This is a genomic window from Herbiconiux sp. (genome assembly GCF_023264855.1).
Lineage (GTDB): Bacteria > Actinomycetota > Actinomycetes > Actinomycetales > Microbacteriaceae > Herbiconiux.
Genome location: NZ_JAHFUW010000002.1, coordinates 30508 through 57501 on the forward strand (window position 1 = coordinate 30508; position 26994 = coordinate 57501).

Here is a 26994-nt window from a genome sequence, read left to right on the forward strand (position 1 = left end):
CCGCTTCTAGCGGATCACTCCATCCGTTCGGCGGCGGGGGAGACCGCCGCCCGCGCTACTGCAGCAGGTCGTGGCGGGTGACGATGGCGTCGCGGCCGGGGCCGACGCCGATGGCCGAGATGCGCGAGCCGCTCATCTCTTCCAGAGCCAGCACGTAGCGCTGGGCCGCGAGGGGCAGCTCGTCGAAGGCTCGCACACCGGTGATGTCTTCGCTCCAGCCCTCGAACTCCTCGTAGATGGGCACGGCGTGGTGGAAGTCGGTCTGCGAGACCGGCACCTCGTCGACCCGCACGCCGTCGACGTCGTAGGCGACACAGACCGGGATGCCCTCGAGACCGGTGAGCACGTCGAGCTTGGTGAGCACGAAGTCGGTCACGCCGTTGATGCGCGCGGTGTAGCGGGCGATCGGCGCGTCGTACCAGCCGGTGCGGCGCGGGCGGCCCGTGGTGGTGCCGAACTCGAAACCCTTCGAGCGCAGGAACTCGCCCGACTCGTCGTCCAGCTCGGTGGGGAACGGGCCGGCGCCGACACGGGTCGTGTAGGCCTTCACGACGGCGATCACGCGGTCGATGCGGTTCGGCGCGACACCCGACCCGGTGGCCGCTCCGCCCGAGGTGGCGTTCGAGGAGGTGACGAAGGGGTAGGTGCCGTGGTCGACGTCGAGCATGGTGGCCTGGCCGCCCTCGAAGAGCACGGTCTTGCCGTCGCGGAGCGCGCGGTCGAGCACCAGCGAGGTGTCGGCCACCATCGGGCGCAGGCGCTCGGTGTACGACAGCAGGTCGTCGACGACCTCGTCGACCGCGATGGCCCGGCGGTTGTACACCTTCACCAGGATGTGGTTCTTCAGGTCGAGCGCGCCCTCGACCTTCTGGCGCAGGATGCCCTCGTCGAACAGGTCTTGCACCCGGATGCCGACGCGGTTGATCTTGTCGGCGTAGGCCGGGCCGATTCCCCGCCCGGTGGTGCCGATCTGGCGCTTGCCGAGGAAGCGCTCGGTCACCTTGTCCATCGTGCGGTGGTAGGCCGTGATGACGTGTGCGTTGGCGGAGACGAGCAGGCGCGAGACATCCACCCCGCGCGAACCGAGTGCCTCGAGCTCGTGGAAGAGCACCTCGACGTCGACGACGACGCCGTTGGCGATGACCGGGGTGACGCCCGGGGTGAGGATGCCCGAGGGCAGCAGGTGCAGGGCGTACTTCTTGTCGCCCACCACCACGGTGTGGCCGGCGTTGTTGCCGCCGTTGAACTTGACGACGTAGTCGACACGGCTGCCGAGCAGGTCGGTGGCCTTGCCCTTGCCCTCGTCGCCCCACTGGGCTCCGATCAAGACGATCGCTGGCATGTGGATTCCCTCCGGGTTCGGAAACAGACTGTTCCGAAGTCGCAGTCGATGTCAGTGCCCGACGGACGGTGCCGGTTGACAGTCGATTCTATCGTGGGGTGGCTCGGAGCATCCGGGGGACCGCCGGGGCTGTGGAATCTTCCGGCCGAAAGCGGGGTTGTGCAGAACATGCCCGAACTCACCGTCACCCTCTGGAGCTCGAGCTTCTGCGGCGCCTGCACGAGCACCAGGCAGACCCTCGACGCGATCGCCCCCCTGCTCGGCGAGCGCGTCGCCTGGCGTGAGATCAACGTGGCGGATGCCCCCGACGAGGCCGAGCGTCTGGAGATCGCGGCGACTCCCACCGTGCTCGTGACGGACGCCTCCGGCGCCGAACGCTTCCGCGCCGCCGGAGTCCCCACCACCGCCCAGGTGCTCACGGCCCTCGCCGCCGCCCTCCCCTGAGCCGGGCGCGTTCGCTAGACGCGCGGGGTGACGGCCAGCAGCGCGCCCGACTCCATCGCCACCCACACGGTGCCGTCGGGGGCCACCGCGAGACCGTGCGGCTCGGAGTGCACGTCGGAGAGGTCGAGAACCTCGATGGAGCCCGACGGCGTGATGTGGCCGAGCTGGTTCGCGCCCCAGAGCGTGAACCAGAAGCCGCCGGCCTCGCGCGGGTCGGGCACGATGGCGTGCGGCTTCGCCTCCGACCAGGGCAACGGATGCTCGGTGAACCGGCCGTTGCGGTCGACGCGCGCGACCTTGCCGGCCAGGATCTCGACGAACCACGCCGATCCGTCGGGCGCCGTGGTGATGCCCACGGGCCCGGCGTGCGGGGTGGGGACGTCGAACAGCACCGGGGCGGAGTCGCCGCCCCGCACGTAGCCGATCGCGTTCGCCTGGTTGGCCGTGAACCAGAGGCTGTCGCCGGCCGAGGCGATCATCGACACGAAGCCCTCGTCGGTTCCGGAGCCGAACTCCGTCACGGCGCCGAGGATGTCGATGCGGCCGAGGGCGTCCTGCCCGAGCTCGGTGAACCAGACCGTTCCGTCATGCTGCACGGTGATGCCGTACGGCTCGGCGCCCTCGGTGGGGGCGGCGACCTCGAGCTTCACGGATGCTTCGCCCGCGGCATCCGGGCCCAGCAGCAGCACCCGACCTCCGGTGGTGTCGGTCACCCACACCGAGGTCTCGTCGGCGACGGCGAGCTGCGAGGGCTGCGCCCGGGAGTGGTGCGTGTGCTGAGAGGAGCCGGCGTCGACCGCCCCGAGCTCGAGCCGCTGCAGCGTGCCGCCCGCCGGCGGCAGCCGCAGCACGGCGCCGGCGTGCACGAGCGTGCACCACACCGCGCCGTCGGGCGTGACGGCCACGGCGTACGGACCCTCGGCGGCCTCGGCGACGGGATGCACGGCCACGGTTCCGAGGGGGATGCTCATGTGCCGAGCCTACCCACGGCCCGCTCGGCCGTGACGGAGCCGGCTGCGACGGCGACGAGGTGCGGTTCGCCCCGGCGAGCCTCAGGCGAAGCTCCGCCATAGTGCACGAGCTCGGGCCGGAACTCGCTGGAGTGGACCGCACCACCCCACCGGAACCCCGGAATCTGCTGAGTGCCGGAATCCGTGAGCGCGTGCGGGAGTTCGCTTGGGGGTGGCACGCGCGCACCGACGCGCAGCCTGCACCACCGCCCCACCCGAACGACCGAACGACCAGACAGGACCTCCGTGAAGCTCTTCACCCCCCTCGCCGCCGGCGCCCTCGACCTGCCCAACCGCCTCGTGATGGCGCCGATGACCCGGCTGCGCGCCGACGAGCAGGGTGTTCCCGGCGCGCTGATCGCCGAGCACTACGCCCAGCGGGCCAGCCTCGGCCTGATCGTGAGCGAGGGCGTGTTCCCGAGTGCCGAGTCGAAGGCCTACGCCGGCCAGCCCGGCATCGCCACCGACGAGCAGGCGGCCGGCTGGCGCACGGTGGCCGACGCCGTTCATGCCGCGGGCGGGCGCATCGTGATGCAGCTGATGAACGGCGGCCGGGTCACCCACACCGGAATCACCGGCACCGAGCGGATCGTCGCCCCCAGCGCCATCGCGATCGACGGCGAGACCCGCCTGCCCAACGGCGAGAAGGCCCCGTACGGCGTGCCGCACGCGCTCACCACCGAGGAGCTGGCGACCGTGCGCGACGAGTTCGTGGCCGCCGCCCGCCGTGCCGTCGACGCCGGCTTCGACGGGGTCGAGCTGCACTCCGCCAACGGCTACCTGCTGCACGAGTTCCTCTCGCCCGCGTCGAACCAGCGGACGGATGCCTACGGCGGCTCCCCCGAGGCCCGCGCGGCGTTCGGCATCGAGGTGGCGCGCGCCGTGGCCGCCGAGGTCGGGGCCGACCGGGTGGGCATCCGCATCTCGCCGAGCCACAATATCCAGGACGTGCTCGAGACGGATGCCGACGACGTGCGCGCCACCTACGGCGCCCTGCTCGACGGGCTCGCGCCGCTCGGACTCGCCTACCTCAGCATCCTGCACGCCGACCCGGCCGGCGACCTGGTGCAGGAGCTGCGCTCGCGCTTCGGCGGCGTGGTGATCGTCAACTCGGGCTTCGGCGACGTGACCACGCGCGAGCAGGCGCTGGCGCTGGTGGAGGACGACGTGGCGGATGCCGTGGCCGTGGGCCGCCCGGCGATCGCGAACCCCGACCTGGCCGAGCGCTGGCACGGCGGCCACCACGAGAACACCCCCGACCAGGCCACCATCTACGCGAGCGGCGCCGAGGGCTACACCGACTACCCGCGCCTCACCGCCTAGGCACCCGCGCGCTCCCTTCCCCGACGCTCGCGGCTAGCGCGCAGTAACGACGGAGTGTGGGGCCGGATGCCGGCAACGACGGATGCTGGGCCCGAATCAGGCCGCAGACTCCGTCGTTGCCGCGGGAGCGCCGCAGGCGCGGCGCAGGCGCGGCGCGGCGCGCGGGATCAGCCGGCGGGGCCGAGGAGCACCGCGAACAGGGCCACGGCGCCGCCGACGATGAAGAGCATCGTGCCCAGCTGCATGGTGCGGCTCTTGTTGCGGCTCGCCGTGGGCACGTCGACCTCGAGGATCGGGCAGCCCGACCAGCCGATCAGCCCGACGCTGAGCGCGACCAGGAAGGCGCCGATCCACCACAGCGGTTGCAGATCGCCCGGCAGCTGAGCCGGGCGCCAGCCGGAGGCCAGCAGCATGCCCGTCGTGAGCGCGGCGGAGCCGGCGGCCACCGCGAACCAGGCGGTGCCCGTCCACATGATGCGCTGCACGTTCTTCTCGGGCGTCATGAGATCGTGCAGGACTATCGGAGTCGTTTCTCGAGTCACTCCTCTATTGTGGACCCTCATTTGTGGACCCGTGTCAACTACCCGGTTTCCCGGGCCCGTTTGGCCCGCGCCAGCTCCACCAGCTGCCGGTCGCGCCAGGCCCGTTTCGCGTCGAGTTCGGCGCGCGGCCACGTCTGCTCCCGTTGCGCCAGCAGCCCGCCGTCGAGCACTCGCTGCCAGTCGACCGTCTCGGTCTGGGCCGCGCCGAGCCGCTGGTAGAGCTCCTCGTAGCGCTCGACGTACTGCGCGATGCCCTCGGGCGCGTTGAGGTCGATCGTGCCGAACACGCCCAGCACCGACCAGCGCGGGGCGAGTGCCCCGATCACGGCGTTGTCGACGTCTTGCGCGCTCACCGCGCCGGACGCCACCAGCCGGAACGCCTCGTGCAGCACGGCCGCCTGCAGCCGGTTCACCACGAAGCCGTCGAGCTCCTCGCGCAGCTCGATCGGCTCCATCCCGGCGCTCTCCAGGATCGCCCGTGCCCGCCCGATGGCCTCGGCCGAGGTCCACGGCGCCGGCACGAGCTCCACGGCCGTGTGCAGATGCGGCGGGTTGAACGGATGCGCCACGAGGGTGCGTTCGCGCCCCGGCACCTCGGCCGTGAACAGCGACGGCATCAGCGCGGAGGTCGACGAGGCCAGGATGGCGTCGGCCGGCGCGTGCTCGGCGATCCGCGCGAACACCTCGGCCTTGATCGAGGCCACCTCGGGCACACACTCCTGCACGTAGTCGGCCTCGCGAACGGCCGCGGCGAGGTCACCCGAGGTGCTCACGCGCTCGATCGCGTCGAGCGCGTCGAGATCGGCGAGCAAGGTGCGGACGACTCCGTCGACCCGGTCGAGAGCAGCCTCGTCGAGGTCGAACAGCACCACGTCGTGGCCGGCCCGGGCGAACAGGGCGGCCCAGGCGCAGCCGATCAGCCCGGCGCCGATCACGGTGACCTTCACGTGCAGCGCTCCCGCGCCCGAAGGCGATCCGGAATCCGTCGCCACGACCGCGCCTGCACCCGCCTGCGCGCCCGAAGGCGATCCGGCGCTCACAGGTACTCCACGTTCCCGCAGAGGCTGATCGCCTGTCCCGAGATGTTCCGCCCCGCCGACGAGGCGAGGTACGCCACCAGCAGCGCGACCTCCTCCTCGCTCACCATCGTGTGCAGCGAGGTCTTGTCCAGCAGCTTGTCGAGCGCCTCCTCCGGCGTGATGCCGAGAGCGGATGCCCGTGCCGCGGTGGTGCGGCTGAAGCGCTCGCTGTCGACGAAGCCGGGCAGCACCGCGTTCACCCGGATGCCGTCGGGGCCGAGTTCGCGGGCGAGGGACTGCGTGAGCCCGTCCATCCCGAACTTCGAGGCGTTGTAGGCGGCGCGGAGGGCGTAGCCGAGGCGGCCGGCCACCGAGGAGATGTTCACGATCGAGCCGCGCGAGGCGGTCAACGCCGGCACGGCGGCCTGGGAGCACAGGAATGCGCCGGTGAGGTTGATCGCGAGCGTCGACTCCCACTCGCCGAACTCGATGTCGACGAGCTTCGCCGTGGGCCCGGCGATGCCGGCGTTGTTCACGAGCAGGTCGAGGCCGCCGAGCGCCTCCTCGGTCTCGGCCAGGAGCCGGGAGACCTGCGCGGGGTTGCTGACGTCGCAGACGGATCCGGTGCGCCCGGGCACGGCGGCCAGGTGCGCCTCGAGCCGCTCGACGTTCGTGCCGCAGACGTGCACCCGGGCGCCGAAGCCCTCGAGGGCCGTGACGATCGCGAGGCCGATGCCCGAGGTGCCGCCGGTGACCAGCACCCGCAGTCCGGGGTCGGGCGTGAGGGAGAAGGTGCCGCTCATCGGGCACCGCCTGCGAGGAAGGAGGGCTGCATGGGAGAACTGCTTTCTGTCGACGGCGACGGGGAGGGAACCCGGCCGCTCGGCCATAGGGTGGAGGGGATCTGGCGGCTCATCGAGGAGGACGAGGCATGGCACTCAGGATCGGTTCGAGAATCGGCCTGCGGCCCGAGAAGCGCGAGGAGTACCTGGCGCTGCACCGGGAGGTCTGGCCCGAGGTGCTCGCGAAGCTCACCGAGGTGGGCATCCGCAACTACACGATCTTCCTGCAGGGCGACGAGCTGTTCAGCTACTACGAGTTCGTCGGCGACGACCACGCCGCCGCGCAGGCCGCGCTGGCGGCCGACCCGCGCACCCAGGACTGGTGGCGGCTCACCGACCCCTGCCAGCAGCGCCTGCCGGGCACCCCCGAGGGTGCCCAGTGGCAGGAGCTGACCGAGGTCTTCCATCTGGAGTGACCCGCCTCAGGATGCCGCGGCGGCGGCCTCGGTGACGCCCGCCCAGTAGCTGCCGAACGGGTACGCGAACTCCTCCAGCGTCTCGACGACGAGGAGTGGCTGCGGGTTCTGAACATCAACGTGGTCGGATCGGCCCGCACCGTGCGGCACGCGATGCCGCACCTGCGCGAGTCACCGCACGGTGCCGTGGTGTTCACCACGTCGATCGCGGCCTGGGCCGGCATCCCGCAGCGCGTGCTGTACTCGGCCTCGAAGGGCGCGATCCAGGCCATGACGCTGGCGATCGCAGCCGACAGCCTCGAATTCGGCGTGCGCGTGAACGCCGTCGCGCCCGGCACCGCCGACACCCCGTGGGTGGGGCGTCTGCTCGACTCGGCCACGGATCCGGATGCCGAGCGCGCCGCGCTGGAAGGCCGCCAGCCCTCGGGGCGGCTGGTGCAGCCCTCCGAGGTGGCCGAGGCGGTGGCGTACCTGGCCTCGCCGAGCTCGGGCAGCACCAACGGCGTCGTGCTGGCCGTCGACGGCGGAATGTACTCGCTGCGGCCCCGGCCGCGCGGCTGATGTCCGGCACAGTACCGGCGTCCAGCCGGCCGTGGATGATCGACGCGCACCAGCACTTCTGGGATCCTCGGGTGCGGGCGTATCCGTGGATGGACGAGTCGGTCGCCGCGATCGACCGGCCGATCGGGCCCTCCGACCTCCGGGAGGCGATCGCCGGTACTCCCGTCGCCGGCTCCGTCGTGGTGCAGGCCCTGCACGACCTCGGCGAATCGTTCGAGCTGCTCGAGATCACCGCGCGCGAAGACGTCGTGCTCGGCGCCGTGGTGTGGGTCGACCTGGCCGCTCCGGATGTCGCCGACCGCCTCGCCGAGCTGCGAGAACACCCGGGGCACCTGGCCGGCATCCGGCACCAGGTGCACGACGAGCCGGATGCGGACTGGCTGCGCCGGCCGGAGGTGATCCGGGGCCTGAAAGCGGTTCAGGATGCCGGACTCGCCTTCGACCTGCTGATCCGGCACCGCGAGAGCGCGGCCGCCCTCGCCCTGGCCGAAGAGCTGCCCGGCCTGACGCTCGTGCTCGACCACGCCGGCAAGCCCGCCATCGCCTCGGACGAGTGGGACGACTGGCGGCAGTGGTTCGGCCGGCTGGCCGCCCTGCCGAACGTGAACTGCAAGCTCTCGGGGCTGGTGACCGAGGCATCCTGGACCGGCTGGCGCGAGCAGGGCCTCGAGCGCTACGGCCAGCACGTGCTCGACGCCTTCGGTGCCGAGCGCACCCTGTTCGGCTCGGACTGGCCGGTGAGCCTGCTGGCCGCGCGCTACGACGAGGTCGTCGACCTCGCCTGGCGGAGCGCATCGTCACTCTCCGACGCCGAACGCACCGCCGTGTTCGCCGGAAACGCCCGCCGTATCTACGCCTTGGAGGAGACCTCGTGACCGATCAGACTGCTGCCGCCGCATCCGGTGCCGGCACGACCGCGGCACCTCTCGCCGCCCGCCGCCCGTTCGGACGAGGCGGCCTCACCGTCGGGCCGCTCGGCTTCGGCGCGGCGCCCATCGCCAACCTCGGCCGCACCGTCAGCGAGGAGGATGCCCGGGCCGCGGTCGAGACCGCCTGGGAGGCGGGCGTGCGGTACTACGACACCGCCCCGCACTACGGCGTCGGACTCGCCGAGGAGCGCCTCGGCCGGGTGCTCGCCGGGAAACCGCGCGACGAGTTCGTGCTCTCCACCAAGGTGGGGCGGGTGCTCGAGCTGAACCCGGGTGGGCCGCGGCACGACGACGAGGGCTTCGACGTGCTCTCGCCGCTCGTGCGCCGCCTCGACTACAGCCGCGACGGGGTGCTGCGCTCGATCGAGGACAGCCTCACCCGCCTCGGTCTCGACCGCATCGACGTGGTGTTCGTGCACGACCCGGACGACTTCGAGAGCGAGGCGCTGGAGGGCGCGTTCCCGGCGCTGGAGGAACTGCGCTCGCAGGGCGTGATCACCTCGTACGGCGCCGGCATGAACCAGTCGGAGATGCTGTCGCGATTCGTGCGCGAGACCGACCTGGACATCGTGATGTGCGCCGGCCGGTACTCGCTGCTCGAGCAGGGAGCGCTCGCCGATCTGCTGCCCGAGGCCGAGCGCCGTGGGGTCTCGGTGGTGGCGGCCGCGGTGTTCAACTCGGGGCTGCTGGCCCGCGCGCGCCCCGCGGCGACCGCGACCTACAACTACGCGCCCGCGCCGGCCGCACTGCTCGAGCGCGCCAACCGTATCGCCGACGTGTGCGAGTCGTTCGGCGTCACCCTGCCGGCGGCCGCCCTGCAGTACCCGCTGCGGCATCCGGCCGTTCCCACGGTCTGCGTCGGCGCGCGCGACGCCGCGCAAATGGCGCGCAACGCCGCCCTCTTCGACACCCCCGTGCCCGAGTCCCTCTGGGCCGCGCTCCAGGACGCCGGCCTCCTCTCCTCCTGACCGCATCCGCGCATCCGAAACGAAGGAGTTTTTGCCGACGCGCCGAGCGCCCGGTGCTCCCGGCCCGCGTGTCCGGCAAGAACTCCTTCGTTTTGGATGGCGCCTCCGCCTCTGCAGCCTGAGAGTCGGAGTCCGGGGCAGGGCACCCCTCGGCCCGGGTAGAATGGAATTCCTGCCCTCTCCCCGACATGAGGAGTCCGCGTGATCCTGGTCCTGCTGCTGTTCGCAGGGCTTGCAGCGCTCACGCCCGCTCTCACCCGGGTGCTCTCGACGAGGGTCTTCTACGTCATCGCGGCGCTTCCGGCGGCCGCTTTCGCGTACACGCTCACCCAGACGAGCGCCGTGCTCGCGGGCGAGACCGTCACCCAGTACGTGCCGTGGATCCCCCAGCTCGGCATCGCGTTCTCGTTCCGGGTCGACACGCTCAGCTGGCTGCTCGCCCTCGTCGTCACCGGCGTCGGCGCCCTCGTGCTGATCGACTGCGCCCGCTACTTCAGCCCACGTGAACCGCAGCTCGGCCGCTTCGCCGCCTTGCTGCTCGCCTTCGCCGGCACGATGTACGGCCTGGTCACCGCCGACGACATCTACATCATGTTCATGTTCTGGGAGATCACGAGCGTGCTCTCCTACCTGCTGATCGGCCACTACACCGAGCGCAAGGAGAGCCGCGGCGCCGCCCTGCAGGCACTGCTCGTCACCACCTTCGGCGGGCTGGCCATGCTCGTCGGCATCGTCCTGCTCACGGGGGACGCCGGCACCACGAGCATCGCGCAGCTGGTGGCCGACCCTCCCCCCGGCAGCGCCCTGGTCACCACGGCGATCATGCTCATCCTGGTGGGCGCGCTGTCGAAGTCGGCGCTCGTGCCCTTCCACTTCTGGCTGCCGGCCGCGATGGCCGCCCCCACCCCGGTGAGCGCCTACCTGCACGCCGCCGCGATGGTGAAGGCCGGCATCTACCTGATCGCCCGCCTCGCGCCCGGGTTCGCCGACACCCCGGGCTGGACCCCCGTGCTCGTCACGCTCGGCGTCTGGACGATGCTCGTGGGCGCCTGGCGCTCGCTCCGTCAGAACGACCTCAAGCTGCTGCTGGCCTACGGAACCGTGAGCCAGCTCGGTTTCCTCACCGTCGTCGTGGGCTTCGGAACGCGGGATGCGGCTCTCGCGGGTGCGGCCCTGCTGCTCGCCCACGCCCTGTTCAAGGCCACGCTCTTCCTCGTCGTCGGCATCGTCGACCACGACGAGGGCACCCGTGACCTGAGGGAGATCTCCGGGCTCGGCCGGCGCCGGCCCGTGCTGGCCGCCGTCGCCCTGATCGCGGTGGCGAGCATGGCCGGCATCCCGCCGCTGCTCGGCTTCGTGTCGAAGGAGGCTGTGCTGAGCGCGTTCCTCTCGGCCGGTTCCGGTGCCGACGGCACCGATCTGCAGCTGTGGGGCTGGATCGCGCTGATCGGCGTGGCCCTCGGATCGCTGCTCACCGTCGCCTACAGCGCCCGCTTCTTCTGGGGCGCGTTCCTCACCAAGAAGGGTGAGGCCCACGCCGCGGATGCCGCCCGCCGCGCCGCCGCAGAGGCCGACGGCCACGCGCACGCGCCGTCCCGCGGCATCCTGATCGCCCCCATCGTGCTCACCCTCGCCACGATCGCCGGCGGCCTGTTCGCCGCCCAGCTCAGCCCGGCGCTGGAGACCTACGCCGACACCATCCCGCACGACTTCGCCTACGTGGCGGGAGCATCCGGAGCCGAGGCCGGTCACGGCACCTACCACCTCGCGCTCTGGCACGGCTTCGAGCCGGCCCTCGGCATCTCGGCCCTCGTGATCGCCGGAGGCCTCGCCCTGTTCGCCCTGCGCAAGCCCTTCGCCCGCCTGCAGAAGAAGGTGCCGCCGCTGGTCGACGCCGCCCGCAGCTACTGGTCGATCGTGCACGCCGTCGACCGCGCCGCCGCCCGCGTGACCCTGTTCGCCCAGAAGGGCGGTCTGCCGCAGTACCTCGGCACGATCCTGATCGTGTTCGTGATCTGCCTGGGCCTCGCCACCGCCTTCAACCGCAGCTGGCCGAGCGAGATCGTGCTCTTCGACTACCCGGTGCAGCCGTTCGTGGCCGCCGCCATGGCCGTGGCCGCCATCATGGCCGCGCGCGCCACGCACCGGCTCGCCGCCGTGCTGCTGGTGGGCGTCACCGGTTTCGGGATGGTCGTGCTGTTCGCCTTCCACGGGGCGCCCGATCTGGCCCTCACCCAGGCGCTGGTCGAGACCGTCACGATCGTGGTGTTCGTGCTGGTGCTGCGCCGGCTGCCGCCGAAGATCGCCCAGCACAACAAGCCGGTGCGCCGCGGGCGTCGCATCCTGATCGGCACGGCCGTGGGTGTGACCATGGGCCTCGTGGGCTTCATCGCCCTCGGCGCCCGGCAGGCCGGCAGCCTCGGCGACGAGCTCGCCCGGCTCTCGGTGGAGGAGGGCCACGGCCAGAACATCGTGAACGTGATGCTGGTCGACATCCGCGCCTGGGACACCATGAACGAGCTCAGCGTGCTGATCGTGGTGGCCACCGGCGTCGCGAGCCTGATCTTCATCACCGGGCGCAACTTCACCATCCCGCGCCTGCGCGAATCGCGCGGCCGGCGGCAGGGCTCGCAGCGCGCGGAACTGGTCGACGATCCGCACACCACCGACGAGGCTCCGGATGACCGGCAGCACTCGTGGCTGCTGGGCGGCCGCACGCTGGCGCCCGAGAACCGCTCCCTGGTGCTCGAGGTGCTGGTGCGCCTGATCTTCCACCCCGCCATCGTGGTGTCGATCTTCCTGCTCTTTGCAGGGCACAACCTGCCGGGCGGCGGCTTCGCGGCCGGCATCCTGGCGGGCCTCGCGCTGATCGCGCGCTACCTCGCCGGTGGCCGCTACGAACTCGGCGAGACGCTGCCGATCGGGCCGGGGGTGCTGCTCGGCGCCGGCATGCTGCTGGCCACCGGCACCGCGGTGGGCTCGCTCTTCCTGGGCGCGGACGTGCTGACCAGTGCCTACTTCTCGGCAGAGGTGCCCCTGCTCGGGTACGTCTCCTTCGGCACCTCGACCATCTTCGACATCGGCGTGTACCTCGTGGTGATCGGCGTGGTGCTCGACATCCTGCGCGCCCTCGGCGGCGAGGTCGACCGGCAGCAGGCGGAGGACGACGTGGACGCCTCGCCCGATGACCACTCGGTTACTGCCGACGAGGCCGACACCCGGGGCCGGGTCGCCGGTCGCGACACCAACGGCGCCGAACGCGGCACCCGAGGCGCCCGCGCCGCCGAGGCCCGCACGCAGACCGCTTCCCGCACCCCCTCCGACACGGAGCCCGACCCGATCGGAGGCACCGCATGAGCGCCTCCCTCACCCTCGTCGTGCTGATGGCCGTGATGTACGGCACCGGCGTCTACGTGATGCTCGAGAAGAGCCTCACGCGCATCCTGATCGGCTTCCTGTTGGTGGGCAACGCCACCAACCTGCTGATCTTCATGATGTCGGGGCGCTCGGGCAGTTCGCCGCTCGTGGGCGCCGACGGCGTGGCCGCGGAGGACATGGTCGATCCGCTGCCCCAGGTGCTGATGCTCACCGCGATCGTGATCAACTTCGGCATCACGGCCTTCATCCTCGCCCTGATCTACCGCTCCTGGTGGCTGTCGAACCTCGGCGACGAGGGCGACGACGTGCTCGCCGACGAAGACGATCAGGATGCGCTCGAGCAGGACGAGGCCGAGATCTTCCACGCCTCGCTCGACGACGACGACCTCGCCGTGCGGCACGTGCTCGAGGAGGGCGCGGAGTCGGACGACGATGACGACGACGATCCGGATCGGCCGCCCACCACCGAAGAACCCAGCGAGCAGGAGAGGGACGTGATGCGATGATGAACGCCCTCGTGCCCCTGCTCGTGATCGTGCCGCTGGTCGGTGCCGCCATCACGCTCATCCTCGGCCGCTACCCGCGCCTGCAGATCGCCATCTCGGTCAGTGCGCTCACGCTGGTGACCGTCTGCGCCGCCGTGCTGCTGGCCGTGGTCGACCAGACCAGCGAGCCGATCGTGGTGAAGGTCGGCGGCTGGGAACCGCCGTTCGGCATCGTGCTGGTGGTCGACCGGCTGTCGGCGATCATGGTGGTGGTCTCGGCGCTGATGCTGCTCGGCGTGCTCATCTTCGCGGTGGGCCAGGGCATCGCCGACCGCGACCGCGACACCCCGGTCTCGATCTTCCATCCGACCTACCTGATCCTCGCCGCGGGCCTGTTCGACGCCTTCATCGCGGGCGACCTCTTCAACATGTACGTGGGCTTCGAGATGCTGCTCGCGGCCAGCTACGTGCTGCTGACCCTCGGCGGCACCGGATCGCGCATCCGCGCCGGAACCACCTACGTGGTCGTCAGCCTGGTGTCGTCGCTGCTGTTCCTGGGGGCGATCGCGCTGATCTACGGCGCGACCGGCACGGTCACCATGGCGCTGCTCAGCGACCGCATCCGGGAACTGCCGCTGGACGTGCAGGTCATCCTGTGCGCCGCGCTGCTGATCGGGTTCGCGGTGAAGGCGGCCGTCTTCCCGCTCTCGTTCTGGCTGCCGGACTCGTATCCCACCGCGCCCGCCCCGGTCACCGCGGTCTTCGCGGGGTTGCTCACGAAGGTGGGCGTCTACGCCATCATCCGCACCGACAAGCTGCTGTTCTTCGACGTGCCGCTGCTGATACCCCTGCTCATCGTCGGCGGGCTGACGATGCTGATCGGCATCCTTGGCGCCCTGGCCCAAGCCGACGTGAAGCGGCTGCTCTCGTTCACCCTGGTGAGCCACATCGGCTACATGATCTTCGGGGTGGCGATCGGCACCGAGCTCGCCACGGGCGCCACGATCTACTACATCGTGCACCACATCATGGTTCAGACGGCGCTGTTCCTGGTGGTGGGGCTGATCGAGCGGGTGGGGCACTCGACCTCCATCACGAAGCTCGGCGGGCTGCTGAAGGCTTCGCCCTTCGTGGCGATCCTGTTCTTCATCGGGGCGCTCAACCTCGGTGGCATCCCGCCGTTCTCGGGCTTCCTCGGCAAGATCGGCCTGTTCGAGGCCGGTGCGGCGGCACCCGGTCCGCTCGTCTACGTGATGATCGGCGCCGGAGCCGTCACCTCGCTGCTCACCCTGTACGCGCTCATGCGGGTGTGGAACATGGCGTTCTGGCGGCCGGCGAAAGACGTCGAGGGCTACCAGTCGCGGCTGCTGACGTCGCTGCAGGAGAGCCCGGATGCCGTGGTCGGCACCGCGACCGGCGTGCGTGCCGCGAAGGGCACCGTCCTCGGATCCTCGAAGCTGATGGTGGCGGCCACCACCGGACTGGTGGCGCTGACACTGTGCCTCACGGTGTTCGCGGGGCCGCTGTTCGATCTGGCGCAGCGGGCGGCCGGCAACGTGGCGACACCCGAGAACTACGTCGACTCGGTCTTCCCCGACGGGGTGCCCGGGTCGAACGGCACCGACTCCGGCTCCCCGGGAGGCAACCCGTGAAGGCGCGGATCGTGAGCGGCCTCGTGCCCTTCCTCGGCCTGGTGCTGCTCTGGATGCTGCTCTGGGGGCAGTTCACCTGGCTCGCGCTGGTGACCGGAGTGCTGCTGGCCCTGCTCGTCTCGGCCGTGTTCTACCTCCCGGCGGTGCGGCTCAGCGGACGGTTCAATCCGTGGCGGGCGCTGGTGTTCTTCCTGCGGCTGGTGTGGGACATCGTGCGCGCCTCGCTGCAGATCGCGTGGCTCGCCGTGGGCCCGGGCTACCGGCCGTCGAACGCGATCATCGCGGTGCCGCTGCGCACCCGCTCCGACCTCGTGATGACGTTCACGGCCGAGGCGGTCTCGCTCGTACCGGGGTCGATCGTGCTCGACATCGACCGGGAGTCGGCCACGCTGTATCTGCACGCGCTGAACGTGCACTCGGTGTCGGAGGTGCCGGCGCTCAAGCGCGAGGTTCTGGCCACGGAGCGGCGCCTGATCCTGGCCGCGGGTTCGGCCGACGATCTCGCGCGGCTGCGCGAGGCCGAGGCCGGCTCGGGACCGAGCTCATCGACCGGTGCCGCATCCGGAACTCCGTCGACGCGGGAAGGAGGCGCCTCGTGATCGTCGTCGTCATCATCGCCGGCCTGCTGATGGCCGTCGGCGCCATCGGGGCCATCTGGCGCATCATCCGCGGGCCGTCGGCTCTCGACCGCATCATCGCCTCGGATGTGCTGGTCGCCACGGCGATGATCGCGATCGGCGCGGAGATGGCCATCAACGGCCACACCGACAACCTGCCCGTGATGCTCGGTCTCGCGCTGTTCGGCATCGTGGGCTCGGTCAGCGTGGCGCGCTTCATCTCCTCGAGGGACGACACATGACCCCGGCCGACCTCTTCTCCTTCGACATCGACGGCGTGCCGGGCATCGGCATCCGGGACATCGTGACGGCCGTGCTCGTGCTGCTCGCGGCCCTGATGTGCTTCGCGGCGGGTGTCGGCCTGCTGCGCTTCCCCGACGTGCTCTCCCGGCTGCACGCGGCCACCAAGCCGCAGATCCTCGGCCTGATCGCGATCGTGGCGGATGTGGCGGTCACCAACCCCTCCCTCGGCACCATCACGCTCGCGGTCGCCATCGTGTTCTTCCAGGCGCTCACGGCCCCCGCCTCGGCGCACATGGCCGGTCGCGCGGCCTACCGCACCGACCACTTCCGCCGCGACCTCCTCGTCATCGACGAGTTCACCCCCCGCGACCCCCGCTCCGACATGTAACACAAACCGTACATTCTCCGAATGTCGCATTCGCGTTACATTCCCCATCACGTACGCCCTGCGTTACATCCAGCCAGTACACGACCGGCGTGATTCGAGGGAGACGATGCGTGCGCGGATGACGGACGACGTCGGGCGAATCGCCCGCCCGCGCCGCCAGGACGAAAAGCGATCGCAATTCGGGGTCGCCGAGGCAGCCGGCGTCACTCGCTGATGGTGGGTGCGCTTCGAGCAGGGCCGAAGCGACGTGCCCCTTCGGAACGTGATGACTGTGCTGGCCGTCTTGAAGCTCGATCTGGCACTCGAAGCGCACGGACAGCACCCGCAGCCCAGCGCTGATCGCATCGCGATGCCGATGATAGAGAGGGAGGCTCGGTCGGCGGGGCCCACTGGCCTCGACCGATCCGGATCACGAGCTGGTGGAGGTGCTGAGCCGAGCTAAGGCGTTCACTCCAGCGAGGTTCGGGGCCAGTACCCCTCCCGGGGGCGGCAGTCGGCCTCAGGGTCGCTGGAGTGAACTCGGCCGGTGGCCTCAGCGGCGGGTGATCACGAGCAGGTGGTCGGAGCGGGTGCCGGTCTCGCCGTCGGGGCCCTCCAGCTGCTGGTCGGCGTACTCGACGGTGGCGATCCAGGTGGCGTCGGCGGGCAGCTCGAGCGCCTCGAGGGTCTGCGCGGCGGTCGGCAGCACCACGTCCGAAGGCGGGCCGGCGAAGGGCGGGAAGGTGGCGTGCGAGAGCAGCACCAGGCGGCCGCCGGGCGCGACGGCGGCCCAGGCGCGGCGCAGGATCTGCTCGCGGTCCAGCCGCACCATCGAGTGGAAGAAGGATGCGGTGACCAGGTCGTAGGTGCCGGTCGGGAAGTCCTCGTTGAGGTCGTGCTGCTCGAAATGCACGGATGCGCCGGCCGGGAGTTCGCCCGTGCGGAACGCCTCCTCGGCGAGCGCGCGGCATCCGTCGACCGCCACCTGCGAGACATCCACCCCCGTGGCATCCCAGCCACGGTGGGCGAGCCAGAGCGCGTCGGCGCCGAGCCCGCACCCGAGGTCGAGTGCCCGGGGCCGCGGACCGTCACCGAGTCCGGTGGACGGCGCATCCGGGAGCGCGTGCGCCAGCAGGGCGTTCACCTTGCCGCTCCAGCGCGGGCCGGCGCGGTAGAACTCGTTCCAGGTGTCGGCCACGTCGGCATCCCGATCCACCGGCGGCCGCCCGCCGGCCCCGTGCTGGTGCCCCTGCTCGTGGTGGGCGTGCGAGGTTTCTTGCGCGTGCGTGTTCTCGCGGTCGGGGTGGGTGGTCTCGGCGTCGTGTTCGGTCACAGCCCCACTGTGCCGCACAGTCGCCTCATCAGCACAATCCCGTGCCGAATCGGCACACGCCCTTCCCCCGAGGCCGGGCTAGCCTGGTGGGATGCTCACCGCCGGAGTCGACCTCGCCGCCGAGAGCAAGGGCACGGCCCTCGCCGTTCTCGACTGGAGCAGCGCCGGGGCGACCCTGACGCAGCTGCACCTCGGCGTCGACGACGGCCGGATCGTCGAAACGGCCGGCTCCGTCGCCAAGCTCGGCATCGACTGCGCCCTGGGCTGGCCGGACGGCTTCGTCGACTTCGTCGTGGCGCACTCCGACCCCGCCTCCGAAGCCCGCTTCGACGGCGGCCTCGACTGGCGTCGCACCCTCGCTTACCGCGAGACCGACCGCCGCGTGCGCGAGGTCACTGGGCGCTGGCCGCTCAGCGTCTCCACCGACCGGCTGGGCCTCACCGCGATGCGCTGCGCCGGCCTGCTCGGCCGACTCCGCGATCGAGGGCTGGATGCCGATCGCTCGGGCTCCGGGCTCGTCGCCGAGGTCTACCCCGGCGCCACCCTGCGGCTCTGGGGCTTCGACACGACCGGCTACCGAACCGGCGCGGAGAGCCGGGGCCTGCTGCTCGAGCGCCTCACGGCGGCTGCCCCGTGGCTCGACCTGCGAGGGCGGGAGGCCCTCATGGTCTCCTCGGGCGACGCCTTCGACGCCGTAGTCGCAGCGCTCGGCGCCCGTGCCGCCGCCCTCGGGCTCGCGGATGCGCCGGGCCCCGCCGACCTGGAGCGCGCCCGCCGGGAGGGCTGGGTCGCCCTCCCCACGGTGCCCCTGACGGCGCTCGACCCGCGCACCTAAGCCGCCCGCGCGGCGGTTCCCGGCGAATCGGCCCGGCCCGGCCCGCCGCGGCGCGACTCGGTGCGGTGCGGTGCGGTGCGGTGCGGCTAGGAGAGCAGGCCGGGGACGCGCGTCGCGGCGTCGATGGCGTCGGAGCGGCTGCTCACGCCGAGCTTGCGGAAGAGTGCGCTGGCCTGCGACTTCACGGTGTTCTTCGTGACGTGCTCGAGCACCGCGATCTCGTCGTTGGTGCGGCCGTCGACGATGTGCCGAAGCACCACCTTCTCGCGCCCCGTGAGCCGGGGGCGGGCGCGGGACGGCATCGATGTCACCGGGGCGTTCAGCAGGTCGAGCGTCGGATGCGCGAGCGACACCCCGGCGAGCGCAGCCAGGCGGGTGCGCTCCTCGGGGGTGGCCCGCAGGAACGGCGCCAGGTGGCCGTCGGGTTCGGCGAGGTCGAAGGCCGAGCGGAACAGCTCCCCGGCGATCTCGTCGTTGCCGAGGTCGAGGTTCGCGATCGCGGCCACGAGCGCCATGTTGATGGTGGTGCCGATGAGTCCGCGGCCGCCGTCGATGTACGAGGAGGCGAGCGAGGACGCCCGGCGCGGATCGCCGTCGCGCAGCCGCGTCCAGGCCAGGGCCGAGGCGATCAGCTCACCGCCGAGTTCGTCGGTGGAGCCGTGCGCGGTCTCGAACACGGTGCGGGCGCCGTCGACGTCGCCGACGGCCAGATACAGGTAGGCACGGGCCGCGCAGGTGAGCCAGGCGTTCATACCGCTGCTCCAGGTACGCGGGAAGTGCGCCCGCACCGAGGAGTTCAGCCGGGCGAGGCCGGCCTGCGGGGAGCCCTTCGCGACGGCCTGGAGGCCTTCGGCGAAACTGTGGATCGCCCACGACGGCGCCGACTCGAGGAACTCCCCGTCGGCGAGCGCCGACTCCACCGCCGCCTCGTCGGCCCGGGCGAGACCCACCAGCGCCTGCGCCAGCCGGGTCGACGTCGCCGGCTCGCTCTCCCCGCTGATCCGCAGGCTCTCCACGATCCACTCGTCGGCGTTGCGCAGGTCGCCGCCGAAGGCGTGCACGATGCCCGCCGAACCCGCTGCGGACGCCGCGATCGTGCGCTGACCGTACAGCACGGCCTCGGCGTGCGTGCGCTCGTAGCCGCGCAGCGACTCCACCGAGCGCCCGGCCAGAGCGAGCGTGAGCGCCCATTCCAGACGGAGCGGCACGAGGCTCGGCCGCAGCGGCTCGAGGGCGGCATCCGGAACGTCGTGCAGCAGGTCGTGGCACTCCCGCACGTCGGACAGCGCCTCCGCGTAGCGGCCGGCCGACCGGGACAGCACCGACTCCGCCGTGAGACGCTCCAGGGCAGACCCCAGCCCGGGAATCACATCGGCCAGATCGGTCACACCCCTGACGCTACCGGCAAGGCGCGCCGTACGCTCAGGGCTCACAGCGTGCGTGCGGGCCCTCGACAGCGAACGCTCGACGACTGTCGAGAAGTCACTCAGCCGTCGAGCGGTGCAGCGGTCGGCGGCTGAGTGCCTTCCCGGCGCACGATCGGGCTCAGCCCGCCAGCACGAGCACCCCGTCGATGCGACGGGGGATGGCCGTGTACTGATCGCGGAGTTCTTCGGGCAGCGCCGACTGCGGCGCGTTCTGCCAGGCCAGCGGGCGCAGGAAGCGGCGCACGGCGGTGACGCCCACCGAGGTGTGCTGCGAGTTGGTGGAGGGCCAGGGCCCGCCGTGCTGCTGTGCCCAGGTGACCCGCACGCCCGTGGGGTAGCCGTTGAACACGATCCGCCCGGCGCTCGCCTCCAGCGAGGGCGCGAGCTCGGCGATGACGTCGGTCTCCTCGTCTTGTACGTGCAGCGTGGCCGTGAGCGAGCGCGGGATGCGGCCGAAGGCCTCCGCCACCTGCTCGAGCGAGTCGTAGCGCGCCACCACGATCAGCGGGCCGAAGCATTCCTCGGCGAGCTCCGCACCGAGGTTCGCGGCCGACGTCTCCAACAGGGTGGGCGACACCGAGAACCCGGCGCCGGCATCCGGAACCGCCGTTCCCTGCGCCACCTCCACGGCCCCGGCCGCCTTCAGCCGCTCCTCGATGTCGCCGAACGAGCCCTGGATGCGGTCGTTCAGCAGCACCTGCGGCGCCGCGCCCGCGGTGAGCCCGGCGAGCGCGTCGACGATGGCCTGACCGGATGCCCCGGCCGGCACGAAGGCGATGCCGGGCTTCGTGCAGAGCTGGCCCGCCGAGCCGGTGTAGGAGGTGAACAGGCCCTCCGCGATGGCGCCGCCCCGGGCGTCCGCCGCCCCCGGCGACACCACGAGCGGGTTGATGCTGGAGAGCTCGCCGAAGAACGGGATGGGCTCCTCGCGGGTGTCGATCGCCTTCTGCAAGGCCTCGGCCGCACCGAGCGAGCCGGTGAAGCCGGCCGCCTTGATGGCGGGGTGCTTGACGAGTTCCACTCCGGCGGCCTGGCCGTAGACGATGCCGAAGGTGCCGCGGGGCGCGCCCACGGCCTCGGCCGCCGACTGCAGCACCTCGAACGAGCGCTTGGAGGTGAGCAGGTGCGATCCGTGCGCCTTCACGATCACGGGCGAGCCGGCCGCGATCGCCGAGGCGACGTCGCCGCCGAGCACCGAGAAGGCGAAGGGGAAGTTGCTCGAGCCGAACACGGCGACCGGGCCGATCGACACCAGCATGCGACGCACATCCGGGCCCGGACCGAGCGGTGTGTCGCCCGCGTGGTCGATCGCGGCCTCGACGAAGCCGCCCTCGCGCACCGCCTCGGCGAACAGCCGGAACTGGAAGGCGCTGCGGCCCGATTCGCCCGTGAGGCGGGCGACACCGAGTCCGGTTTCGGCGTCGGCGGTGGCCACGAGCTCGTCGCGGGCGGCTTCGACGGCATCCGCCATGGCGTCGAGCAACTGGGCGCGGAACTCACGGCCGCGGCTCTGCAGCTCGTGCGCTGCGGTGGCGGCCCGGCCGGCGAGGGCGTCGACGCCCGCGGGCGTGGTGGGCTCGATCGTGGTGGCAGCGCTAACACCCGTGCGCGGATCGGTGGTCTTCAACATTGTGCGTCCTTTGGGAGTGGGGCTTCGAGGGGGTGAGAGAAGAAGGGGAGGTCAGGCGCTCTCGCGCGCCACGACCGAGAAGCCGAGATCCACCTCGGCGGTCTCGGCGGAGGTGTGGTTCATCCGGGCCAGCAGCAGCTCGCCGGCGACGGTGCCGATCTGGCGGTTGGGCACCGCGACCGTGGTGAGGGTCGGCACCAGGTGCCGGCCGATCTCGAAGTCGCCGAAGCCGGTGATCGCCAGGTCGTCGGGCACCCGGATGCCGCGGCGCGTGCACTCGAGCAGCGCACCGGCCGCGAACACGTCGCTGGCGAACATCAGCACGTCGGTCTCGGGGTGCAGCTTCAGCGTCTCGTCGAGCAGGCGCCGGCCGGTCTCGTAGTCGACGGTCGAGGTGCCGGAGTCGACCACGCGCACGGTCTCGCCGGGGAACAGCTCGGGCACGGCCTCCTCGAAGCTCGCGCGACGGGCGGCGGCACGGAAGTCGCCGCGCTGCAGCGATCCGGCGAACGTCGGATGCCGGTACCCGCGCTCGTGGGCAAACTCCACGATCGCGCGGATCGCGTCGCGGTTCGAGAAGCCGACCAGGCTGTCGATCGGGTCGTCGGTGAGATCCCAGGCCTCGATCACGGGCACCTTCGACTCGCGCAGAAGGTGCGTGGTGTTGGCCGAGTGCTCGGTGCCGACGATGAAGATGCCGTCGGGGCGCCGGCCGAGGAAGGCCCGCACGAGCTCCTCCTCGTGAGCGGGGCGGTAACTGGTGGAGCCGATGAACAGCTGGTAGCCCGCGGGGGCGAGGATCTCTTCCAGGCCGTGCAGAGCATCCGCGAACACCGAGGCCGAGATGGCGGGGATGATGGCGGCCACCGTCATGCTGCGGTTGGAGGCGAGGTTCGAGGCGGCGAGGTTCGGCACGTACCCGGTCTCGGCGATCGAGGCGCGCACACGCTCGAGTGTGAACTCGGAGACGAGGTCGGGGGTGCGGATGCTGCGCGAGACGGTCTGCGGCGAGACCTGCGCGTGCCGGGCGACGTCGTCGAGCGTGACGGTGTTGGTGGAGCGGCGCGACTGGCGCGCACCCGGGGCCTCGACCGCGGGCGCGATCAGCGACTCGGCGACCGCCACCCCGTCGCTGCTCACAAGAGCTGCCGCCTGGCGAGGTTCGCCATCAGCGCGCCGATCCCGAACTGCCACGGTTCGCACCTCTCGCTCTGCTCGACCTGATTGACCAGACTACCCAGTCGGGCGGAGGAGATCCGCACGATGTCGCCGGTCTTGTGGGTGAAGCCGCGTTCGGGCTCGTCGCGGTCGACGATCGGCGCGAACATCGTGCCGAGCATCAGCACCGCGCCGTCCGGATACTGGTGGTGCGAGCCGAGCAGCTGCCCGACGAGCTCGAGCGGATCGCGGCTGATCTGCGCCATCTCCGAGCTGCCGTCGAGGCGGAAGCCGTCGTCGCCGGTGATCTCGAGGGTCACGGTCATGCTGCGCACGGCGTCGAGGTCGAACCCGTCGTCGAAGAGACGGATGAGGGGGCCGAGCGCGCAGGAGGCGTTGTTGTCCTTGGCCTTGGGCAGCAGCAGCGCCGAACGGCCCTCGACGTCGCGCAGGTTCACGTCGTTGCCGAGGGTCGCGCCCACGATCCGCCCGGCGGAGTCGACGATCAGCGCCACCTCGGGCTCGGGGTTGTTCCACTGCGAGGTGCTGAGCACGCCCACCTGAACAGCGGTGCCCATGGCCGAGAGGCTCGGGCCCTTGGTGAAGATCTCGGCGTCGGGGCCGATGCCCACCTCGAGGTACTGGCTCCACAGGCCCTCCCCCACGAGGTACTCCTTGAGCGCGATGGCGGCCTCGGATCCGGGGCGCACCTCGCGCAGATCGGTGCCGATCTCGGCCAGGATGCTCTCCCGCATCCGGGCGGCGGCCTCGGCGTCGCCACGCACCCGCTCCTCGATCACGCGCTCGATCATCGAGACGGCGAAGGTGACGCCGGCGGCCTTCAGCACCTGGAGGTCGACGGGGGCGAGCAGCCACGGCTGCGACCGGTCGCGGGTGGCCGTAGTCGTATTGGCGTAGATCTCGTCGAAGCCGCCGAGCCGTGCGCCGTCGCGGGCGGCCTCGCGGGCGGCGACGGCCGGCTGCGCCTGCTCGGTGAGCGCGCTCACGGTGGCGAACCGGTGGCTCAGGTCGAACACGCCCTCGTTGGTCACGAGCACGGGCGAGGGTCCGTGCGCCTCGGGCAGCCACACCCGCCCCACGAGCGTGCCCGCGTATCCGTCGCCCGGCAGCGCCTCGGTGGCGGTGCCCGCCCAGGGAGTGGTGGGGGTGGTGCTGGTCATCGGGACTCCTACGGTCGGTGGGGGTGCGGGCGGAAGTGAGGCTAGCGGCGGTGGAAGACGCCCGCGCGCTTCTCGGCGAAGGCGGCTCGGCCCTCGGCAGCGTCGTCGGTGGCGAAGGTCACCGTCTGCAGGTCGCGCTCGTAGGCGATCGCCGCATCCTGGGGGAGGTTGAACGCGGCACGGAGGTTGGCCTTGGCCGTCTCCGCCGCGATCGGCGGCCGGGCGGCGATGGTGCGGCCGAGCTCCTGCGCCCGGGCCACGAGGCCCTCGGGTTCGACGAGTTCGGAGACGAGGCTCCAGCCGAGCGCGGTCTGCGCGCTGATCGGGTCGCCGGTCATGATCATCAGCGCCGCGTTGCTCGCCCCGATCGAGTGGGCGAGGAAGGTGCTCATGCCGCCGCCGCCGATCCAGCCGAGCTTGATCTCGGGCGCCGCGAAGCTCGCGGTCGTCGAGGCGAGGCGGATGTCGCAGATCATCGCGGTCTCGAGCCCGCCGCCGAAGGCGTAGCCGTTCACCGCGGCGATCAGCGGCTTGCGCAGCTCCCGCAGGGCGTCGCAGTAGTCGACACGATTGCGGAAGTCCCACGGCGTCGCGTACTTGTCGAGCGAGCGGATGTCGGAGCCCGCGCAGAACGCCCGCTCGCCCGCGCCGGTCAGAACCACAGCGCGCACGTCGTCGCTGTCATTGGCCCATTCCGCGGCCTCGACCAGCGCATCCGACATCTCCTGCGTGACGGAGTTGAGCTTCTGCGGCCGGTTGAGCGTGATGGTGAGCACGCGCTCGTCGAGCTCGAGCAGGATGTCGCCGGTGGCGAGCACGGGCAGTGGGGCGGATTCGCTGGTCATCTCAGACCCTTTCGGCGGTGCTGCGGGTGGGGACGGAGGCATCGGCGGCGGCGTGGCCGTCGATGGGTGCGGCCGCGAAGGCCTCGTTCAGGCGGCGGATGCCCGGCTCGATGCCGAGCTCACCGGTCACGATCTCGCGCACGATCGCCGAGGCCGCGGTCTGGAACGGGATGTAGCCCGCGAAGCGCGGCCGCACCCAGGAGTCGTCGAGGGTGGCGAGCGTCGAGCGGTAGAAGTCCGCGCTGTCGCGGTTCACCTCGGCGTCGAGCCAGGCCGCGCGGTTCGAGGGCTGCCCGGCGTGCTGCGGGATGAAACCGCGCTGCGTCTGCGGATCCATCAGGTGACGGATGTGCGCCACGAGTTCGGGAGTCACCTCGGTGTGTGCGCTCACGGCGAGGCCGGTGCCGCCGATGGTCGACCCGTGACGGCCGCCGGGCACCGCCACCGGGGCATCCGCGAATCGTATGCTCGGCGAGGAATACGTGACGTACCCGTAGACGAGCGGGCAGTAGGCGATGTCGCCGGCGGTGCTCATGCGCTCGAGCAGCCCGATGGGGTTGAGCCCGGAGGTACCTTCCGGCACGCGCTCTCCGATCCCCCGCATGACCTCGAGCGCGCGCGCGGCGGTCTCGTCGGTGACGATCGGGCCGTCGGCCGGATGCTGGGCGGGGGCTTCGCCGAAGGCGACACAGAGCGAGGCGAAGGTGAGGAAGGCGTGGGGGCCGGCCAGGGAGAGGGCCACGGGGGCCGAGCGGGCGAGGTCGGCGACCTCGGCCCAGGTGGCGGGCGGTGTCCCGAGCAGGCGGGAGTCGTGCACGGCCACCTGAGCGGCGGCGTCGAGCGGCACCGCCCACTGGTAACCGTCGACGGAGTAGGAGTCGAACGAGGGGCCGACCGCCTGGTGCGACCAGCGCTCGATGTCGGCCGCGCCGACCACGGCATCCAGCGGTTGCAGCGAGCCGTGCTCGAGCGCCTCGCCGAGGTGCGGGTGGTCGAGCACGATCAGCTCGTAGTTCTGCGCCAGGTCGTCGATGGGGTGCGACTCGAAGCCCTCGAGCGGATGCGCGCTCCACTCCAGGTCGAGATCGCCGGCCTCCCGGGCCTCGGCCGCGGCCGCCTCGAGCGCGTCGCGGCCACGCGGGTGGTCCCAGGTGATGCCGCGCAGAGTCATGCGGGTTCTCGCACCGAAGCGGGCTCCGAGGCGGGCTCCGCCGACTCCGACGCCAGCACGCCGGCGGCCAGCAGCGAGTCGATGCGCGCCGCGTCCAGCCCCAGCTCGGCCACGATCTCGCGCGTGTGCTGGCCGGTCAGCGGCGCCCCGCGGTCGATACGCGCGGGCGTCTCCGAGAGCTTGTACGGGAATCCGGGGGTCTTCACGAGCCCCTCGGTGGGGTGCTCGTACTCGATGAAGGTGCCGTTGTGCGCGATCTGCTCGTCGTCGACGAGGTCTTGGTAGTCGTACACGGGACCTGCCCAGATGCCGGCCGCCGAGAAGGCCTCGAGCCAGTGCTCCGACGACTCGGTGGCGAGCCGCGCCGCGGTGCGCGAGAAGATCTCGTCGCGATGCGTCCAGCTGTCGGTCTCGGTGTCGAGCCCGGCGAAGAACGGATCGCCGATCACCTCGCCGAGCGCGTGCAGCTCGGGCATCGCAAGCGCGATGTAGCCGTCGGCCGTGGCGAAGGCGCCGTACGGGGCACGGATGTAGACATGCGCGTGCGGTTCGGCGCTGCGCTTCTGCGCCACCCCGCCGACGGTGAACACCGAGAGCTCCTGCATCTGCAGCGTGGTGATGGCATCGAGCATGTTCACCGACACGAGCTGCCCCTGGCCGGTGCGCTCCCGGTGGAAAAGCGCGGCGAGCACGCCCTCGAAGGCGGTGGAGGCCGTGATGGCGTCGACCAGGTACTGCCCGGCCGGGGTAGGCGGATGCCCCGCGCTGCCGGCCGAGAGCATGGCGCCGCTCATCGCCTGCAGCAGCAGGTCTTGCCCCGGACGGTTGCGGTAGGGGCCGTCTTCGCCGTAGCCCGAGATCGACACGTAGACGATCGACGGGTTGATCGCCTTCAGCGTCTCGTAGTCGACGCCGAGCCGGGCGGCGACGCCGGGCCGGTAGTTCTGCAGGAAGACGTCGGCCGTCTTCACGAGCTCGTACAGGATCTCCTTGCCGTCGGGCGACTTGAGGTCGACCCCGATGGAGCGCTTGTTGCGGTTCAGCGAGAGGAACGAGACGTTGATGCGATTGCCCGTGGCGCCGCCCGCCGCCGCGTGCCGCTGCCACTCGCCGGTGGTCGGCTCGACCTTGATCACGTCGGCCCCGAGGTCGCCGAGACGCTGCGCGGCGAAGGGACCGGCCATGGCGATCGAGCAGTCGAGCACCCGGATGCCGGAGAGCACTTCGGGAGCCGAGTCTGCGGCGGTGGATTCAGTCATGGTGGGTTCCTCGCGCT

At 71.4% G+C, this 26994-nt stretch carries 26 protein-coding genes and 1 pseudogene; 13 read left to right on the plus strand and 14 right to left on the minus strand.

The features are described 5' to 3' along the window. Positions 1-55 precede the first annotated feature (55 nt). A complete protein-coding gene (locus Q0D75_RS01130) occupies positions 56-1342 on the minus strand; it encodes an adenylosuccinate synthase (RefSeq protein WP_291048396.1) in 1287 nt (428 codons plus the stop codon). Between the two features lie 168 nt (positions 1343-1510). Here Q0D75_RS01130 and Q0D75_RS01135 point away from each other — a divergent pair, with 168 nt between their 5' ends. Further along, positions 1511-1786, plus strand: coding sequence for a thioredoxin domain-containing protein (locus Q0D75_RS01135; RefSeq protein ID WP_291048398.1), 276 nt, complete (start codon positions 1511-1513; stop codon positions 1784-1786). 14 nt (positions 1787-1800) lie between these two features. On the opposite strand, the gene Q0D75_RS01140 is transcribed toward Q0D75_RS01135, so the two are convergent. Next, positions 1801-2757 carry a virginiamycin B lyase gene (locus tag Q0D75_RS01140; protein ID WP_291048399.1) on the minus strand — a complete coding sequence of 319 codons (957 nt, stop codon included), beginning with the start codon at positions 2755-2757 and terminating at the stop codon, positions 1801-1803. Between the two features lie 285 nt (positions 2758-3042). On the opposite strand from Q0D75_RS01140, the gene Q0D75_RS01145 reads away from it, so the two are divergent. Next, positions 3043-4119 carry an alkene reductase gene (locus tag Q0D75_RS01145; protein ID WP_291048401.1) on the plus strand — a complete coding sequence of 359 codons (1077 nt, stop codon included), beginning with the start codon at positions 3043-3045 and terminating at the stop codon, positions 4117-4119. 167 nt (positions 4120-4286) lie between these two features. On the opposite strand, the gene Q0D75_RS01150 is transcribed toward Q0D75_RS01145, so the two are convergent. From Q0D75_RS01150 to Q0D75_RS01160, 3 genes are read right to left on the minus strand one after another with little or no spacing between them, the layout of a single operon-like run. Further along, on the minus strand, positions 4287-4661 hold the full coding sequence (locus tag Q0D75_RS01150) for a hypothetical protein (protein WP_291048403.1): 375 nt from the start codon (positions 4659-4661) through the stop codon (positions 4287-4289). 38 nt (positions 4662-4699) lie between these two features. Next, positions 4700-5701 (minus strand): 3-hydroxyacyl-CoA dehydrogenase, encoded by a 1002-nt coding sequence (locus Q0D75_RS01155; RefSeq protein ID WP_291048404.1) that lies wholly within the window; start codon positions 5699-5701, stop codon positions 4700-4702. Beyond that, positions 5698-6483 (minus strand): SDR family oxidoreductase, encoded by a 786-nt coding sequence (locus Q0D75_RS01160; protein WP_291048406.1) that lies wholly within the window; start codon positions 6481-6483, stop codon positions 5698-5700. The genes Q0D75_RS01155 and Q0D75_RS01160 overlap by 4 nt, the downstream gene beginning before the upstream one ends. A 128-nt stretch (positions 6484-6611) precedes the next feature. Between Q0D75_RS01160 and Q0D75_RS01165 the strand changes: the two genes are divergently transcribed. Further along, positions 6612-6938 carry an L-rhamnose mutarotase gene (locus tag Q0D75_RS01165; protein WP_291048409.1) on the plus strand — a complete coding sequence of 109 codons (327 nt, stop codon included), beginning with the start codon at positions 6612-6614 and terminating at the stop codon, positions 6936-6938. A 6-nt stretch (positions 6939-6944) separates the two neighbouring features. Here Q0D75_RS01165 and Q0D75_RS01170 read toward each other — a convergent pair whose 3' ends face one another. Then, entirely contained in the window at positions 6945-7100 is a 156-nt protein-coding gene (locus Q0D75_RS01170; protein WP_291048411.1) for a hypothetical protein, read from the minus strand. On the opposite strand from Q0D75_RS01170, the pseudogene Q0D75_RS01175 reads away from it, so the two are divergent. The 9 genes and pseudogenes from Q0D75_RS01175 to mnhG form a co-directional block, all read left to right on the plus strand. After that, a pseudogene (locus Q0D75_RS01175) lies at positions 7023-7499 on the plus strand (SDR family oxidoreductase); the annotation flags it as partial. The gene Q0D75_RS01170 and the pseudogene Q0D75_RS01175 overlap by 78 nt on opposite strands. Then, positions 7499-8374 (plus strand): amidohydrolase family protein, encoded by an 876-nt coding sequence (locus Q0D75_RS01180; protein WP_291048413.1) that lies wholly within the window; start codon positions 7499-7501, stop codon positions 8372-8374. The pseudogene Q0D75_RS01175 and the gene Q0D75_RS01180, both read left to right, overlap by 1 nt. Next, a complete protein-coding gene (locus Q0D75_RS01185) occupies positions 8371-9396 on the plus strand; it encodes an aldo/keto reductase (RefSeq protein ID WP_291048415.1) in 1026 nt (341 codons plus the stop codon). The genes Q0D75_RS01180 and Q0D75_RS01185 overlap by 4 nt, the downstream gene beginning before the upstream one ends. A 201-nt stretch (positions 9397-9597) precedes the next feature. Beyond that, positions 9598-12753, plus strand: coding sequence for a Na+/H+ antiporter subunit A (locus tag Q0D75_RS01190; protein WP_291048417.1), 3156 nt, complete (start codon positions 9598-9600; stop codon positions 12751-12753). Then, a complete protein-coding gene (locus Q0D75_RS01195; protein ID WP_291048420.1) occupies positions 12750-13280 on the plus strand; it encodes an NADH-quinone oxidoreductase subunit K in 531 nt (176 codons plus the stop codon). The genes Q0D75_RS01190 and Q0D75_RS01195 overlap by 4 nt, the downstream gene beginning before the upstream one ends. Further along, positions 13280-14911 carry a Na+/H+ antiporter subunit D gene (locus tag Q0D75_RS01200; protein ID WP_291048654.1) on the plus strand — a complete coding sequence of 544 codons (1632 nt, stop codon included), beginning with the start codon at positions 13280-13282 and terminating at the stop codon, positions 14909-14911. Before Q0D75_RS01195 ends, Q0D75_RS01200 begins: the two co-directional genes overlap by 1 nt. Before the next feature lie 11 nt (positions 14912-14922). Then, positions 14923-15510: a Na+/H+ antiporter subunit E gene (locus Q0D75_RS01205; RefSeq protein ID WP_291048423.1), complete on the plus strand. Its 588-nt coding sequence runs from the start codon at positions 14923-14925 to the stop codon at positions 15508-15510. Next, positions 15507-15770 (plus strand): monovalent cation/H+ antiporter complex subunit F, encoded by a 264-nt coding sequence (locus Q0D75_RS01210; protein WP_291048425.1) that lies wholly within the window; start codon positions 15507-15509, stop codon positions 15768-15770. The genes Q0D75_RS01205 and Q0D75_RS01210 overlap by 4 nt, the downstream gene beginning before the upstream one ends. Beyond that, the gene (gene mnhG, locus Q0D75_RS01215; RefSeq protein ID WP_291048428.1) at positions 15767-16159 is read left to right on the plus strand and encodes a monovalent cation/H(+) antiporter subunit G; all 393 of its coding nucleotides are present in this window, start codon (positions 15767-15769) and stop codon (positions 16157-16159) included. Before Q0D75_RS01210 ends, mnhG begins: the two co-directional genes overlap by 4 nt. Before the next feature lie 532 nt (positions 16160-16691). Here the strand turns inward: mnhG and Q0D75_RS01220 are convergent. Beyond that, positions 16692-17471, minus strand: coding sequence for a class I SAM-dependent methyltransferase (locus Q0D75_RS01220; RefSeq protein ID WP_291048430.1), 780 nt, complete (start codon positions 17469-17471; stop codon positions 16692-16694). A 91-nt stretch (positions 17472-17562) separates the two neighbouring features. Between Q0D75_RS01220 and Q0D75_RS01225 the strand changes: the two genes are divergently transcribed. Then, on the plus strand, positions 17563-18306 hold the full coding sequence (locus Q0D75_RS01225) for a DUF429 domain-containing protein (RefSeq protein ID WP_291048432.1): 744 nt from the start codon (positions 17563-17565) through the stop codon (positions 18304-18306). 86 nt (positions 18307-18392) lie between these two features. Here the strand turns inward: Q0D75_RS01225 and Q0D75_RS01230 are convergent, their stop codons facing one another. The 7 genes from Q0D75_RS01230 to Q0D75_RS01260 all read right to left on the minus strand — a co-directional run bounded on the left by Q0D75_RS01230 (position 18393) and on the right by Q0D75_RS01260 (position 26977). Then, on the minus strand, positions 18393-19694 hold the full coding sequence (locus tag Q0D75_RS01230) for a helix-turn-helix transcriptional regulator (protein WP_291048434.1): 1302 nt from the start codon (positions 19692-19694) through the stop codon (positions 18393-18395). Between the two features lie 157 nt (positions 19695-19851). Further along, a complete protein-coding gene (locus Q0D75_RS01235) occupies positions 19852-21363 on the minus strand; it encodes an aldehyde dehydrogenase (NADP(+)) (RefSeq protein ID WP_291048436.1) in 1512 nt (503 codons plus the stop codon). Positions 21364-21414: 51 nt separating this feature from the next. After that, entirely contained in the window at positions 21415-22503 is a 1089-nt protein-coding gene (locus Q0D75_RS01240; protein WP_291048438.1) for a LacI family DNA-binding transcriptional regulator, read from the minus strand. After that, positions 22500-23702: a fumarylacetoacetate hydrolase family protein gene (locus tag Q0D75_RS01245; protein WP_291048440.1), complete on the minus strand. Its 1203-nt coding sequence runs from the start codon at positions 23700-23702 to the stop codon at positions 22500-22502. Before Q0D75_RS01245 ends, Q0D75_RS01240 begins: the two co-directional genes overlap by 4 nt. A gap of 41 nt (positions 23703-23743) precedes the next feature. After that, entirely contained in the window at positions 23744-24547 is an 804-nt protein-coding gene (locus Q0D75_RS01250; protein ID WP_291048442.1) for an enoyl-CoA hydratase/isomerase family protein, read from the minus strand. 1 nt (position 24548) lies between these two features. Further along, complete coding sequence (locus Q0D75_RS01255; protein WP_291048445.1) at positions 24549-25718, minus strand: extracellular solute-binding protein; 1170 nt, start codon at positions 25716-25718, stop codon at positions 24549-24551. Continuing rightward, positions 25715-26977, minus strand: a complete 1263-nt coding sequence (locus tag Q0D75_RS01260; protein WP_291048448.1) for a CoA transferase — start codon at positions 26975-26977, stop codon at positions 25715-25717. The genes Q0D75_RS01255 and Q0D75_RS01260 overlap by 4 nt, the downstream gene beginning before the upstream one ends. Positions 26978-26994 lie beyond the last annotated feature (17 nt).